The organism is Streptomyces sp. NPDC005931, from assembly GCF_042871235.1.
Lineage (GTDB): Bacteria > Actinomycetota > Actinomycetes > Streptomycetales > Streptomycetaceae > Streptomyces.
The window spans coordinates 1-12,012 of the sequence record NZ_JBIAIG010000015.1; the positions used below are offsets into that span (position 1 = coordinate 1).

Below are 12,012 nucleotides of genomic sequence, written 5' to 3' on the forward strand. Positions count from 1 at the left end.
GGGGGGGGGCCCCGCGCCCCCCCCCCCCCCGGGGGGGGGCGGGCCCGCGGGGTTGGCGGGGGGGTTGGGGGGGGGGGGCGCCGGGGCCCGGGGGGGGGGGCCCCCCCCCCGGGGGGGGGGCCCCCCCGCCCGCGTTCCCGGGGTTACAGGGCCACGCCGAGCAGCGCGTCCACCGCGCGGGAGACGACTCCGGGCGCGCCCGGGTCCGTGCCGCCGGTTTCCTGCTGGAGCGCCACCCAGCGGTCTACCGCGGCGAGCGCGGAGGGGGCGTCCAGGTCGTCGGCGAGGGCCTCGCGGATCTCCTCGACGAGCGCCGCGGCGGGCGGGCCGTCGGGGCGGGAGACCGCGGCACGCCAGCGCCCCAGCCGGGCCACGGCGTCCTGGAGGACCTGGTCGGTCCACTCCCAGTCCGCGCGGTAGTGGTGGGCGAGCAGGGCCAGGCGGATCGCGGCCGGGTCGACGCCCTCGCGCCGCAGCCGCGAGACGAACACCAGATTGCCCTTGGACTTGGACATCTTCTCGCCGTGCAGCGCAACCATGCCGGCGTGCACGTACGCCGTGGCCATGGGGAACTCGCCGGTGAGCACCTGGGCGTGCGAGGCACCCATCTCGTGGTGCGGGAAGGCCAGGTCGGATCCGCCGCCCTGGACGTCGAAGCCCATGCCGAGGTGGTCGAGGGCGATGGCCACGCACTCGATGTGCCAGCCGGGTCGGCCCCGGCCCAGCGAACCGCCGTCCCAGCTCGGCTCGCCCTCGCGGGCGGCCATCCAGAGCATCGGGTCGACCGGGTTCTTCTTGCCCGGACGGTCCGGGTCGCCGCCGCGCTCGGCGGACAGCAGCCGCATGGCGTCGGCGTCGAGGCGGGAGACCTGTCCGAAGTGGGGGTCGGACTCCACGGAGAAGTAGATGTCGCCGTCCAGTTCGTAGGCCGCGCCGAGCTCCCGCAGCCGTTCGACGAGCGGGACGATGCCGGGTATCGCCTCGACGGCGCCGATGTAGTGCCGCGGCGGGAGCATCCGCAGGGCGGTCATGTCCTCACGGAAGAGGGAGGTCTCCCGCTCGGCGAGGGCGACCCAGTCGAGGCCGTCCCGCTCGGCCCGCTCCAGCAGCGGATCGTCGACGTCGGTGACGTTCTGGACGTAGTGAACCTGCCGCTTGGTGTCGAGCCACACGCGCTGCACGAGGTCGAACGCGTTGTAGGTCGCCGCGTGCCCCATGTGGGTGGCGTCGTACGGCGTGATGCCGCAGACGTAGATACGGGCGACGGGACCGGGGTCGAGGTGGACCAGACCCCCGGTCGCGGTGTCGTGGATCCTCAGGTCGCGGCCCTGACCAGGCAGGGCGGGGACCTCGGAAGCGGGCCAGGCATGCATGCCATGAGCCTAACCGGACCGCAGTTCCGGATACGAACCGGAGCGGACCGGACGGCCGGAAGGGCGGTCTTGCGCGCAACGGCTTCGCGTGCTGCCGACGGCCCGCGCCGGCCCCCGCTCCGGCGAGAACGGAGGGCGCAGGCCCCGGCGCTCCCGGACGCGGCGCAGGACGCCGCATTGCCCCGGGGCTCCAGCTCCGGGGCACACCGGTGGCCGAGGGCTGCGTGTCACACCGGTGGCCGAGGGCTGCGTGTCACACCGGTGGCCAGGGGATCGCCGGCCACTCGCCGGTCGGTTCCGGGTGGGTGCCCGTGGTGAGCAGGGCCTCGACGCGGGCGCGGGTGGCGTCCAGCTCCGCCGGGGTGATCAGCGGGGCCAGCCGGGTGGCGAGCGGCGCACCCGGGACGAGGGCCCCGGCCAGGCCGCGCAGGACGTCCACCGCCTCCTGCGTCAGCGGCTCGCCCGCCCAGCCCCACAGCAGCGTGCGCAGCTTGTTCTCGGCGTTGAAGGTGACCCCGTGGTCGATGCCGTACAGCCGGCCGTCCGCGGTGGGCAGCAGGTGCCCGCCCTTGCGGTCGGCGTTGTTGATCACCGCGTCCAGCACGGCGAGCCGCCGCAGCCGCTCGTCGTCGGCGTGCACCAGCAGCGCCGTCCGCCCCTCCCCGGACTCGGCGAACCCGATCGCCTTCCAGCCGGGGCCGGGCTCCTCCCCGTCGACCAGGGCGAGCAGCTCCGCGCCGGGTTCCGGCTCGATCCACAGCTGGCACATGCCTTCGCCGTAGGGGCCGTCGCGCAGCACGGTGGGCGGCACCATCCCCCAGCCGGTCGCCTCGGACACCTCGTACGCGGCGACCTCCCGCGCGGCGAGCGTCCCGTCGGGGAAATCCCACAGGGGCCGCTCCCCCGCGACCGGCTTGTAGACGCATGCGGCTTCGCGGCCCCCGTGCGTGACGGTGCAGTACAGCGCCGCGTTCGACGCCTCACGGATGCGTCCGCGCACACTCAGGTCGCCCTCGGCGAGCAGCACCGCGGCGGCCGGGTCGGCGGCCGTCACGCTCCGCGGCGGTATCCGTTCTGGCGCGGACATACGTGTCCTTCCGGATCGAGGGGCAGGCTGCACAGCGGGCACGGCGGCCGCCCGGCGTTCACGACCTCGAGGGCGCGCTTGGCGAAGGCCCGGGCCTGCGCGCCGGTGAGCCGGACCCGGAGCATCGGGGGTCCGTTCTCCTCGTCCTGGAGCAGCCGCTCCTCGGCCTCGGCGAGGTCCTCCTCGGAGTCGGCGTCCAGTTCGACGAGCGCCTGGGCCTCGACGATCATGCGCTGCTCCTCGCCGTCCCAGGCGAGCGCCATGGTGCCCACGCGGAACTCCTCCTCCACGGGGGTGTCCAGCGGGGCGGTGTCGGTGATCTCCGCCGGTGCCATCGCGGGCACCGCGGCGTTGCCGCCGCTGCGGCGTACGACCTCGTCGAGCAACTCGTCCATGCGCTCGGCGAGCGCGGCGACCTGTGTCTTCTCCAGGGCCACGCTGGTCACCCGGGAGCCGGCGGAGGCCTGGAGGAAGAACGTTCGGCGCCCTGGCAGTCCGACCGTACCGGCCACGAAACGTTCCGGTGGGTCGTAGAGGAACACCTGACGGGACACGTCCTGTCTCCATTGAGAGTGCGGGGAAGGGGCGGGGGCACAAGGGGCGGGAGGGGCGACTTTCACACGGGAGCGCAACTCCGCGACCGCTTCACCCTACTGCGGCCGACGATCACGGTGCTCCCGCACCACCCCCGACGGGGGCGTCGTCGGCCGGCGGCTCCTCGCGCGGCGCCAGCGACGCGAAGTCGCCCGTGTCGCCGAGGCGGACGAGAAAGGGGCGCAGCCGGGTGTAACGGATCGCGGTGATGGAACACGGTTCGACGGAAATCCGCTGGAAGAGGTCGAGATGAAGCCCGAGTGCGTCGGCGACGAGAGACTTGATGATGTCCCCGTGCGAACACATGAGGTAGACGGCATCGGCGCCGTGGTCGCGCTCCACGCGCGCGTTCCACTCGCGCACCGCCTCGGCGGCGCGTGTCTGCATCGCGCGCATGGATTCCCCGCCGGGGAACGCCGCCGCGGACGGGTGGGCCTGCACGACCTCCATCAGGGGCTCGTCCTTGAGCTCGGCGAGCTTGCGGCCGGACCAGTCGCCGTAGTGGCACTCCCCGATGCGGTCGTCGGTGTGCGGGTGGAGACCGGGCCGTGCGTCCAGCAGCGGCCGGATCGTCTCCCGGCAGCGCTGGAGCGGGCTGGTGACGATCTCCGAGAGCGTCAGGGCGGCGAGCCGGCCGGGCAGTGCGGCGGCCTGTGCGGCCCCGCGTTCGTCGAGGGTGACGCCGGGCGTCCAGCCGGCGAGCACCCCTTCGGTGTTGGCGGTGGAACGTCCGTGCCGGACCAGGAGCAACGTGGGCATGCGGCCCAGGGTAGGCGCACGCGCGCGTGCGGTGTCCGTCGAGCGAGGGGAGAGTGCGCTCCGTGATCGTCGACTGTGCCATTTACCGGGAGGGGCACCGGTCGGAGGGGCCCGAGGACTTCTCCGACGCACTGGACGAGGCTCGGTCGGCGGGGGGTTTCGTCTGGATCGGACTGCACGAGCCGACGGAGGACGAGTTCGACCGGGTCTCGCAGGAGTTCGCCCTGCACCCGCTGGCGGTGGAGGACGCCCTCAAGGCACACCAGCGGCCCAAGCTGGAGGTGTACGACGACTCGCTCTTCCTGGTGCTCAAGCCGGTCGGGTACGAACCGGAGAGCGACACGGTGTCCTCCGGGGAGGTCATGATCTTCCTCGGCGACTCGTTCGTGGTGACCGTGCGACATGGCGAGGCGTCCCCGCTGAAGGCGGTGCGCAGCCGGCTGGAGCGGGAGCCGGAGCTGCTGGTCAAGGGGCCGACGTCGGTGCTGTACGCGATCGCCGACGCCACCGTCGACCACTACCTGGAGGTGGCGACGGAGTTGCATGCCGACCTGGAGGAACTGGAGGCGGAGGTGTTCTCGCCGGACGGCGGGGGGTCGCGGCACACCGCGTCGCGGATCTACAACTTCAAGCGGCAGATCCTCGAGTTCCGGCGGGCGACGGGACCGCTGGCGGTGCCGCTGACGCGGCTCGCGGGGGTGGGTGTCGGGACGCTCGGCACGGCCGTGCCGTTCGTGGCGGAGAAGGCGCGGCCGTTCTTCCGTGACGTGCACGACCACCTCACGCGGGTGAACGAGTCCGTGGAGGGGCTGGACCGGTTGGTCTCGGACATCCTCTCGGCCCATCTGGCGCAGATGAGCGTGCGGCAGAACGACGACATGCGGAAGATCTCCGCGTGGGCGGCGATGGCCGCGATCCCCACGATGATCGCGGGGATCTACGGGATGAACTTCGAGCACATGCCCGAGTTGCGGTGGACGTGGTCCTATCCGGCGGTGGTCGTGGTGATGGCGGTGCTGGAGGTCGTGCTGTTCCGCTTGTTCAAGCGGCGGGGTTGGATGTAGGCGAGGGCTGCGGGAGTTCGTCCCGGCAGGCGGTCCTCACGCGAATTCCGGTGCCGGGTCGGCCGGGCCGCCCAGCGCGTTGCGGCGCTCGGGCGTCCTCAGGGAGACCATGCGGCGCCACCCGCCCGCGCGTTCGTACGCGTACACCGCTTGGATGCCGGCCGCCAGGAGCACCGACTTCGCCCGGGACCAGCCCAGGATGCGGCCCATGTGGGCCATCACCGCCAGGCTCACGTCCCGGTAGACGGCGATCTCGGCGAGCGCGCACGTGCGCAGCGTGCGCTGGATGGCACGGCCGTGGCCGGCGCGGGCGAGGCGCAGCAGTTCCTCGTGACAGTAGGCCAGGTGGTTGTCCTCGTCGTTGGAGATCATCCTGACCGCGCGGCCGAGCTCGGGATGGTCGGCGAAGTGCTTGCGGAGCAGCTCCATCTGCTCGGAGGCGCGCTGCTCGGTGACCCTGCTGTGCGAGAGGTAGGTGACGATGTCCTGGACGGTGAGCGGTTCGTCGCGCTTGAGCCGGTCGTGCGCCAGACCGATGCCCTTCTTCTCGAGCAGCATCGTGTAGTCGGTCTCCGCCGGGACGGGGACGGGCCGCACGCCGCGCTTCTTCATCAGGGCGTCGAAGATGCGGCCGTGCTTGTCCTCGTCGGCACCGTGACGGGTGATCTTGGGTGCGAGCGCGCGTTCCGCCTCGGGGACCAGGGCGGCGATGCGGGCGTTCTCCCAGCCTCCCTGGGACTCGCCGCCTGCGGCGATGGAGCAGAACAGGGCGAAGGACTCGTCGTTGTCGAGGATCTCCTGGAACAGACTCTTGGCCGACAGCATCGTTGGTCACCTCTCCGCAGGCTTCCTCGGCGTCCGCGCGTTCCGCGTCGCTCCGCGAAGAACGAGTCAAGTGCGGGCACGGGGGCGCGGCAACAGGTGTACCGGGCAACTCCGCCAAAAGGGGGACGGGATCGGTAGGAGGGAGACGTAACCGTGGGGCCCTTGGAGCGTTGTACTCCTTGACGGCCGTGGCGGGGTGGACCCCCGAGCCCCCACCACGGCCGTGGAACTTCCGCGGTCGCGCCGACCGCACACCCGGCCGGTTTTCGGCCGTTGCTCCAGAGCGCGTGCCGGACCCCGCGTCCGCGGCGTGATCCACTTGACCGGTTCTAGCTAGGCGAGTCCGGCGCGCTCCAGGGCCTCGACGCCGGCGCGGAGGGATGCGAGGCGCTCGTCGAGCGTGAAGCCCGCCGGAGCGAGGGTGAGGGTGGTGACTCCGGCGGCGGCGTAGGCCTTCATGCGGTCGGCGATGCGGTCGACGGAGCCGAGGAGGGTGGTCCGGTCGATCAGGTCGTGCGGTACGGCGGCTGCCGCGCCCTGCTTGTCGCCGGACAGGTACTTGTCCTGGATCTCGGCGGCTTCCTTCTCGTACCCCATGCGCTGTGCGAGCTGGTTGTAGAAGTTCTGCTTGCGGCTGCCCATGCCGCCGACGTACAGCGCGGTGTAGGGGCGGAAGGTGTCGGCGAGGGTCGTGACGTCCTTGTCGTCGCCGACGGCGAGGGGGACCGTGGGGCAGATGTCGAAGCCGTCGAGGCTCTTGCCGGCCTTCTCACGGCCGGCCCTCAGGTGCGTGACGGCGGTGTCCTCGAGGTGGTCCGCGGACGGGAAGATCAGCAGGGCGCCGTCGGCGATCTCACCGGTCTGCTCGAGGTTCTTGGGGCCGATCGCCGCGATGTAGAGCGGGATGTGCTCGCGCTGGGGGTGCACCGTGAGCTTGATGGGCTTGCCGGGGCCACCGGGGAGCGGAAGGGTCCAGTGCTCGCCCTCGTAGGAGAGGCGCTCCCGGGTCATGGCCTTGCGGACGATCTCGACGTACTCGCGGGTGCGGGCGAGCGGCTTGTCGAACTTGACGCCGTACCAGCCCTCGGAGACCTGGGGGCCCGAGACGCCGAGGCCGAGGCGGAACCGGCCGCCGGAGAGGGAGTCCAGGGTGGCGGCGGTCATCGCGGTCATCGCGGGCTGGCGGGCGGGGATCTGGAAGATCGCCGAGCCGACGTCGATGCGTTCCGTCTGGGCGGCGACCCAGGTGAGGACGGTGGCGGCGTCGGAGCCGTAGGCCTCGGCGGCCCAGCAGACCGCGTATCCGAGGCGGTCGGCCTCCTGCGCCACGGCGAGGTTGTCCGCGTCCATTCCCGCGCCCCAGTAGCCGAGGTTGATCCCGAGCTGCATGGCCGTCTCCCCTTTACCGGTGAGTAACGTCGCTTGTGGGCAGACCCTATACCGCCGACGGGCGGGTGGGGTGTGCGCGGCCTCTGCGGTTGTGGGGTCGCCCGGAGCCGTCCGTCCGCGGGCAGTCACGCCCCCGACGGGGCACCACGGCTCCCCCGGGCTGGGAAAACCGTTGTCCACAGGCCCCCACACCCCCGCGTCCGAACAGTAATCTCGGCGTTCATGGAGCAGAGGCATCTCGGCCGCACCGGCCTGCGTGTGTCCAGGATCGGTCTGGGGACCCTGACCTGGGGACGGGACACCGACGAGCACGACGCCGCCGACCTCATGAAGACGTTCTGGGAAGCGGGCGGGAACCTCGTCGACACCGCGGACGTGTACGGGGACGGCGAGGCCGAGTATCTGCTCGGCAGGCTCATGGACGGGCTCGTACCGCGCCGGGACCTGGTGATTTCGACGAAGGCCGGCAGCGTGCCGGACCCGGACCGGCGCTTCGACGGCTCCCGCGGGCATCTGCTCGCCGCGCTGGACGCCTCCCTCGCCCGCCTCGGCACCGACTACGTCGACGTGTGGCACGTGCACGCCTACGACCCGACCACGCCCCTGGAGGAGACGCTCCAGGCCCTCGACATCGCGGTGGGCAGCGGGCGCGTGCGCTACGCCGGGGTGTCCAACTTCTGCGGGTGGCAGCTGGCGAAGGCGGCGACCTGGCAGCTGGCGGTGCCGGGGGCGCGCACCCGGCTGGCGAGCACGCAGATGGAGTACTCGCTGCTCCAGCGGGGTGTGGAGCGCGAGGTGCTGCCCGCGGCCGTCGATCTGGGGATCGGGCTGCTTCCGTCCTCGCCACTGGGCAGGGGCGTGCTCACCGGCAAGTACCGCAACGACGCCACACCGCCGGACTCCCGGGGCGCCTCCGAGCACCTCTCCCCGTTCGTCGCGCCGTACCTGGACGACACGGCCGGCCGGATCGTGGACGCCGTCACGACCGCGGCGGACGGGCTCGCGGTGACCGCCCTCCAGGTGGCGCTGGCATGGGTGCGGGACCGGCCCGGGGTCACCGCCCCGATCGTCGGTGCACGCAACGCGCAGCAGCTCACGGCGGCGTTGTCAGTGGAGGCCCTTAGTCTTCCTGACGAGATCTGCCGGGCGCTCGACGACGTGTCGGCGCCCGTGCACCGCTATCCCGATCACGACTGGAGCACGCTGTGAGCACGGAGCCGCCCGAGACCACGGAGGACGCCGAGCCGGAGAAGCCGGCCATGGGTGCGGACGCCGCGTCGTCGCAGGCGCAGGTGTCCGAGGCCGAGGCCGAGCTCCAGGCGCAGCGGATCGAGCGGGAGCGGATCGAGCGGAGGAAGGCGGAGAAGCAGGGTCCCGTCGAGGCCGGAGCGAAGCTGAGGGGCAGGGCCGCCGACCTGCTCGCCGCCGTGCGGGCCGTGGAGAGCGGTGAGAAGCCGGTGGCCCCGGTGTTCACCGAGACTCCGGCCCCGCGGCGGCCCGCTCCGGAGCCGGCGCGGCCGGCGGCGGCGGTGGTGGCCGCCGGGGCGGCGCCGTCCTCCTCGGTCGTGCGGGGCGTGCGCGAGGTGCTCGTGCAGGGCGGTGCGCCCGAGGGGCTCGCCGTGCAGGCCGCGGCGGTACTGGGCGAGGGTGCGCCGGAGGAGCTGCGCGCGGATCCTTGGCAGTTGCTGCGGGTGGCCGGGGTGCGGCCCGAGCAGGCGGACGGGTTCGCGCGGGCGCTGCTCGGCGCGGAGGCCGGGCCGGACGACGAGCGGCGGGGCCGGGCCGTCACCGTGTGGCTGCTGGATCAGGCCGCCCTGGCCGGGCACACCGCGCTGGAGATGCCCGTGCTCGTCACCGCCCTGGGCCGACAGGGCGTGCGGGACGCCGAGGGCGCGGTGCAAGACGCCGTCGCGCAGGGCGATGTCCTCGTCTTCCAGGACGCGGTGGAGGGGGCCGTCGCCTCCGCCGAGGACGAGGAGGTGCCCGTCCGAGTCCTGGTGGGGCTGGAGCGGTACGCGCTCGCCGAGGAGAGTCTCGCCGACGGGCTGGCCCGGCTGGTCAACTCGGCGCCCAAGCAGGATTGTCCGGGTGAGGACTGGGAGCGGGCGGCCGCTTCGTCCGAGGGGTCCGCGGGTGAGCTGATCCGCGCGGTCGCCGGGCACGGCCTGGTGCTGCACACGGGTGGTGAGGCCGCGCGGGCGGAGCCGGCCGCGTTGCTGAGGGCCGCACAGGACCTGGGGCTGCGGGCCTGGGCCGCCGCGCACGGTCCCCTCGGGCGGGAGCGGTTCGCGGCGCTGGCGGAGGGACTCCGCGTCGCCACGGTGGCGGGGCTGCTGTCCGGTGCCGAGGGGCCGGGCCGGGATGCCGACGGTGCGCTGGACGTCGACCTGCTCGTGGTGCTGGACGCCCCGCAGCTCGACGTCGAGGCGGCCGCCCTGCTGGTGGAGTCGTTGCCGGACGGGGCCCGGCTGGTGCTGGCCGGGGATCCGGGCGTGCTGTGGTCGGTGGGGCCGGGGCGAGTGTTCGCCGATCTGCTGGCGGCGCGGGTCTGCCCGCAGGTCGCCTCCCGGCGGCCGGATCCGGGCCCGCTCGGTGAGCTGGTCTCCGGCGTCGGCATGGGCGAGCTGAACCAGGTGGCGGCGCCCGGCAAGGAAGTCGTGATCGTGCCGGTGCGGGACGCGGGCGAGGCCGTGCACCGGACCGTGCAACTGGTGGTCGACTCAGTGCCGCGCGCGATCGGCGTTCCGGCCGAGGAGACACAGGTGATCACCCCTGGGCACGGGGGCGCAGTGGGCACCCGGGTGCTGAACGCGGCGTTGAAGGAGCGGCTCAATCCGGGGCCGGGGCGGTTCGGCGGCTTCGACCCCGGGGACCGGGTGGTCTACGCGCCCGCGCCGGGGCGCACGCTGCCGGGCCGCGTGGAGAAGGCCGACGCCGAGGGGCTGCATCTGGTGTGCGGGGGCGAGCGGGTCGTCGTGCCGAAGGAGCGGGTGGAGCAGTCGGTGCGGCACGGGTGGGCGCTCACTGCGCATCAGGCGGTGGGATGCCGGTGGCCCGCCGTGGTCGTGGTGCTGCCCGGGGACGCCGCGCAGTCGCTGAGCAGGCCCTGGGTCTATACGGCGTTCGGCCGGGCCGACCGGCATCTGTCCGTGGTGCACGGTGTGGAGCAGGCGCTGGCGCACGCCGTTGCCGAGGTCGGTCCGAAGCCGCGGACCACACGGCTACCGGTGCTGCTCGCCCCACAGGTCGCGGCGTCGGCCGGCTAGCTGCCGGGCGAAGCGGCGGTGGCAGGAGTCTGCTGCCACCGCCCGGTTCGCCCGGCTGCCACCGCCTGCCGCTCAGCGATCCGCGTCGAGGGGTTCCAGGTCGTCGTCCTCGGCCAGGGCCGGGCTCAGCCGGTCCTCGAGGTCGTCGGCATCGTCGTCGCCGTCGTCGTCCAGGTCGTCGTCGAAGACCGCGCTGACGTCGAAACGGCACACGACCCGCTGGGGGTCGGCCTGCTCGAAGGGGGCCTCCAGCCACTCCCCCGGTTCGGCGGGTTCGTCCGCGGCCGTGACCCAGAGCGTGGAGTCGCCCTCCTCCAGTCCGAACTCCTTGTGTCGCGAGGCGATCTCGTCCGGCTCGAACTCGCCGAACAGGATGCCGAGCGCGCCATGGACGGTGGCGGAGGCCTCCGAGCCCTCCTCGTCGTCCGCCGCCTCGATCCGCTGCGCGTGCGCCAGCAGCCGCTGCGGCTCCGCGACGGCGTAGTCACGGCGGATCAGCACACTGAGCGCGTTCGGCTCCTCCGGGCCGGTGTACGGGGGCATCGCGTCCTCCGCGCCGGGGATCTCGAAGGGGGTCACCTCGTCGTAGCGGTCGTAGAGCAGTTCGTCGTACGCCTCCGCGGCCGCGGCCAGCTGGTTGAACGCCTCGTAGACGGCCGGGTCGTCCTCCCCCGACCGGCGCTCGACCGCGGCCAGGTGGCGGTCGAGCGCGGTCTTGACCGCCTCGGCGGCGGCGCGTACCTCGGCAGCGGTGGGCTGCGCAGCATCAGACATAGTGCAGACGCTATCCGTACCGGGGCCCAGCCCGCACAATAGATGCGATGCCGGAATACGAATTTGTCGACGTGTACGTACCGCGCGGGGTGTCCCGCAAGGAGACAGCACGTCTGCTGACGGACCACGCGGAGTACGGTCACTGGGAGTTGGACCGACTGAGCCTGTTGCGCGACGGCAGCCGCAGGGTGCGGCTGCGGCGGCGGATCATCCGCCAGGTGCGTGCCACCTGGTGATTCCGGGCGGCCGGGTACGGAAGACGGAGTGAGTCACCCACGGAGGGGCCCCGCAACCGCGGGCCCCTCCGTCGGTCCGGGGTCACACCGCGGTCCGTGCCTTGCGGTAGAGGATCGCGCCGCCGAGCAGCGCGCCCGCGCCGACCGGGAGGACGAGGCCCATGGGCAGCTCACTGCCCGTCTGGGCGAGCTGAGGCCTGACCGCGGAAGGGGCGTCGGGCCGGCTCTCCGACGGGCCGTCCGGGGTCCGGTCGCCCGGAGTCCGCTCGTCCGGGGTGTCCGGGGTGTCCGGGGTGTCCGGGGTTTCAGGGGTGCCGGGGGTTTCAGGGGTGCCGGGGGTTTGCGGGGTCTCCGGGGTGCCGGGCTCCTCGGGGTTGCCCGGGGTCTCCGGGGTGCCGGGCTCCTCGGGGTTGCCCGGGGTCTCCGGTTCGCCGGGGCCGCCGGGCGGCTCTTCGCCCGGCGGGGTGGCGCCTGCGCCGGAGCTGTCGGTCACGCACTCGTTGTCCGTGGTGCCGTTGCCGACACCGACGACGTCGACCGTGTTGCCGCAGACGTTCACCGGGGCGTGCACCGGAACCTGAACGACATTGCCGGACGCCACGCCGGGCGAGTCCGTGGCCTGTCCACCCGCCTGCGCGCCGCCCT

Annotated in this window: 12 protein-coding genes; 4 read left to right on the top strand and 8 right to left on the bottom strand. The window is 73.2% G+C overall.

The genetic code is table 11. The features are described 5' to 3' along the window. Positions 1-143: 143 nt before the first annotated feature. The 4 genes from mshC to ACFYOV_RS27730 all read right to left on the bottom strand — a co-directional run bounded on the left by mshC (position 144) and on the right by ACFYOV_RS27730 (position 3,813). Positions 144-1,373 carry a cysteine--1-D-myo-inosityl 2-amino-2-deoxy-alpha-D-glucopyranoside ligase gene (gene mshC / locus ACFYOV_RS27715; RefSeq protein WP_389092047.1) on the bottom strand — a complete coding sequence of 410 codons (1,230 nt, stop codon included), beginning with the start codon at positions 1,371-1,373 and terminating at the stop codon, positions 144-146. A 253-nt stretch (positions 1,374-1,626) separates the two neighbouring features. Continuing rightward, on the bottom strand, positions 1,627-2,460 hold the full coding sequence (locus tag ACFYOV_RS27720) for an SCO1664 family protein (protein ID WP_389092050.1): 834 nt from the start codon (positions 2,458-2,460) through the stop codon (positions 1,627-1,629). Further along, on the bottom strand, positions 2,424-3,014 hold the full coding sequence (locus tag ACFYOV_RS27725; protein ID WP_389092052.1) for a DUF3090 domain-containing protein: 591 nt from the start codon (positions 3,012-3,014) through the stop codon (positions 2,424-2,426). The genes ACFYOV_RS27720 and ACFYOV_RS27725 overlap by 37 nt, the downstream gene beginning before the upstream one ends. A gap of 112 nt (positions 3,015-3,126) precedes the next feature. Continuing rightward, on the bottom strand, positions 3,127-3,813 hold the full coding sequence (locus tag ACFYOV_RS27730; protein ID WP_389092055.1) for a histidine phosphatase family protein: 687 nt from the start codon (positions 3,811-3,813) through the stop codon (positions 3,127-3,129). 62 nt (positions 3,814-3,875) lie between these two features. On the opposite strand from ACFYOV_RS27730, the gene corA reads away from it, so the two are divergent. Next, positions 3,876-4,877 carry a magnesium/cobalt transporter CorA gene (gene corA, locus ACFYOV_RS27735; RefSeq protein ID WP_389092057.1) on the top strand — a complete coding sequence of 334 codons (1,002 nt, stop codon included), beginning with the start codon at positions 3,876-3,878 and terminating at the stop codon, positions 4,875-4,877. A gap of 36 nt (positions 4,878-4,913) precedes the next feature. Here the strand turns inward: corA and ACFYOV_RS27740 are convergent, their stop codons facing one another. Both ACFYOV_RS27740 and ACFYOV_RS27745 read right to left on the bottom strand, forming a co-directional pair. Beyond that, positions 4,914-5,702 carry a ferritin-like domain-containing protein gene (locus ACFYOV_RS27740; protein ID WP_389092059.1) on the bottom strand — a complete coding sequence of 263 codons (789 nt, stop codon included), beginning with the start codon at positions 5,700-5,702 and terminating at the stop codon, positions 4,914-4,916. 333 nt (positions 5,703-6,035) lie between these two features. Then, positions 6,036-7,091 carry an LLM class F420-dependent oxidoreductase gene (locus tag ACFYOV_RS27745; protein ID WP_389092062.1) on the bottom strand — a complete coding sequence of 352 codons (1,056 nt, stop codon included), beginning with the start codon at positions 7,089-7,091 and terminating at the stop codon, positions 6,036-6,038. A 222-nt stretch (positions 7,092-7,313) separates the two neighbouring features. On the opposite strand from ACFYOV_RS27745, the gene ACFYOV_RS27750 reads away from it, so the two are divergent. Both ACFYOV_RS27750 and ACFYOV_RS27755 read left to right on the top strand, forming a co-directional pair. Then, positions 7,314-8,300 (top strand): aldo/keto reductase, encoded by a 987-nt coding sequence (locus tag ACFYOV_RS27750; protein WP_389092065.1) that lies wholly within the window; start codon positions 7,314-7,316, stop codon positions 8,298-8,300. Then, positions 8,297-10,357 (top strand): helix-hairpin-helix domain-containing protein, encoded by a 2,061-nt coding sequence (locus tag ACFYOV_RS27755; RefSeq protein ID WP_389092067.1) that lies wholly within the window; start codon positions 8,297-8,299, stop codon positions 10,355-10,357. Before ACFYOV_RS27750 ends, ACFYOV_RS27755 begins: the two co-directional genes overlap by 4 nt. 72 nt (positions 10,358-10,429) lie before the next feature. On the opposite strand, the gene ACFYOV_RS27760 is transcribed toward ACFYOV_RS27755, so the two are convergent. Then, the gene (locus tag ACFYOV_RS27760; RefSeq protein ID WP_389092070.1) at positions 10,430-11,131 is read right to left on the bottom strand and encodes a hypothetical protein; all 702 of its coding nucleotides are present in this window, start codon (positions 11,129-11,131) and stop codon (positions 10,430-10,432) included. Positions 11,132-11,178: 47 nt separating this feature from the next. On the opposite strand from ACFYOV_RS27760, the gene ACFYOV_RS27765 reads away from it, so the two are divergent. Continuing rightward, a complete protein-coding gene (locus ACFYOV_RS27765; RefSeq protein ID WP_389092072.1) occupies positions 11,179-11,367 on the top strand; it encodes a DUF5703 family protein in 189 nt (62 codons plus the stop codon). Between the two features lie 82 nt (positions 11,368-11,449). Here ACFYOV_RS27765 and ACFYOV_RS27770 read toward each other — a convergent pair. Then, positions 11,450-12,012 (bottom strand): chaplin family protein (locus tag ACFYOV_RS27770; RefSeq protein ID WP_389092075.1); only part of this gene is annotated, 563 nt, incomplete at its 5' end.

What these genes read in the sequence shown, in the direction of transcription:
- mshC (WP_389092047.1), bottom strand. Translation starts at nt 1,373, where the DNA reads ATGCATGCCTGGCCCGCTTCCGAGGTCCCCGCCCTGCCTGGTCAGGGC.
- ACFYOV_RS27720 (WP_389092050.1), bottom strand. Translation starts at nt 2,460, where the DNA reads ATGTCCGCGCCAGAACGGATACCGCCGCGGAGCGTGACGGCCGCCGAC.
- ACFYOV_RS27730 (WP_389092055.1), bottom strand. Translation starts at nt 3,813, where the DNA reads ATGCCCACGTTGCTCCTGGTCCGGCACGGACGTTCCACCGCCAACACC.
- ACFYOV_RS27740 (WP_389092059.1), bottom strand. Translation starts at nt 5,702, where the DNA reads ATGCTGTCGGCCAAGAGTCTGTTCCAGGAGATCCTCGACAACGACGAG.
- ACFYOV_RS27745 (WP_389092062.1), bottom strand. Translation starts at nt 7,091, where the DNA reads ATGCAGCTCGGGATCAACCTCGGCTACTGGGGCGCGGGAATGGACGCG.
- ACFYOV_RS27750 (WP_389092065.1), top strand. Translation starts at nt 7,314, where the DNA reads ATGGAGCAGAGGCATCTCGGCCGCACCGGCCTGCGTGTGTCCAGGATC.
- ACFYOV_RS27760 (WP_389092070.1), bottom strand. Translation starts at nt 11,131, where the DNA reads ATGTCTGATGCTGCGCAGCCCACCGCTGCCGAGGTACGCGCCGCCGCC.
- ACFYOV_RS27765 (WP_389092072.1), top strand. Translation starts at nt 11,179, where the DNA reads ATGCCGGAATACGAATTTGTCGACGTGTACGTACCGCGCGGGGTGTCC.